The organism is Spiroplasma sp. ChiS (assembly GCF_002968355.1).
Lineage (GTDB): Bacteria > Bacillota_I > Bacilli_A > Mycoplasmatales > Mycoplasmataceae > Spiroplasma > Spiroplasma citri.
Genome location: NZ_PUUH01000248.1, coordinates 1 through 724, shown reverse-complemented (window position 1 = coordinate 724; position 724 = coordinate 1). Strand labels below are relative to the sequence as shown.

The 724-nt window shown below is 26.4% G+C and carries 2 protein-coding genes; both read right to left on the bottom strand.

What is annotated here, in order from left to right:
• Positions 1–96 precede the first annotated feature (96 nt).
• Entirely contained in the window at positions 97–483 is a 387-nt protein-coding gene (locus C6B38_RS06260) for a ParA family protein (protein WP_162475919.1), read from the bottom strand.
• Positions 470–610, bottom strand: a complete 141-nt coding sequence (locus C6B38_RS10260; RefSeq protein WP_162475918.1) for a hypothetical protein — start codon at positions 608–610, stop codon at positions 470–472. Before C6B38_RS10260 ends, C6B38_RS06260 begins: the two co-directional genes overlap by 14 nt.
• Between the last annotated feature and the right edge of the window lie 114 nt (positions 611–724).

Below are 724 nucleotides of genomic sequence, written 5' to 3'. Positions count from 1 at the left end.
ACCCCCATCATCAGTCAACGGTGCAATTATTAAATCAGATAACATCAAAAAACTAAGTGATAATTCATTAATAGATGGTGGATAGTCAATCAAGACTTAATCATAACCATCAAAAGTTTTCTCATTTTCCATATACAAAGTATCTTCTATTAAATGTTGGTCTTTTTCATTTGAATAGTTTAAATTTAAAATAGCAGATACTTTATTCAGTTGTTCCCCACCAACAATAATGTCAATGTTTTTATATTTTGTTGATTGAATAAGTTGTACTATTTTGATTAATTCTGATTCTGTTAAAACAGACTTGATTGTTTTATTTTTATTATATACATTATTAACTAAATTTAGTGTTAAAGTTGCTTGAGGGTCAAGGTCAATCAATAAAATTTTTGCCCCATTAAGGGATAACTTATAAGCAACATTTTTGCATAATGTCGTTTTGCCTACTCCACCTTTTTTGTTACAAAAACTAATCATCTTCATATTTACTATTCTCCAAATCTATGTTATATCTTTCTGCTAAAATTTCGTTCATCAAAGTTGTTAATTGCCATTTCTTGCTTTTTGCTTCATTTCTGAATTCCTTAACAACTTGGGAATTGCATTTCATACGCGGCATAAAAGTAGAATTATCTAATTTTTTAAATTCTCTAACATCACTAAAAATTGACGTTTTATTTATTAAATTTTTAGTTATATTTGTTTTTTATTTATCTATATTTGG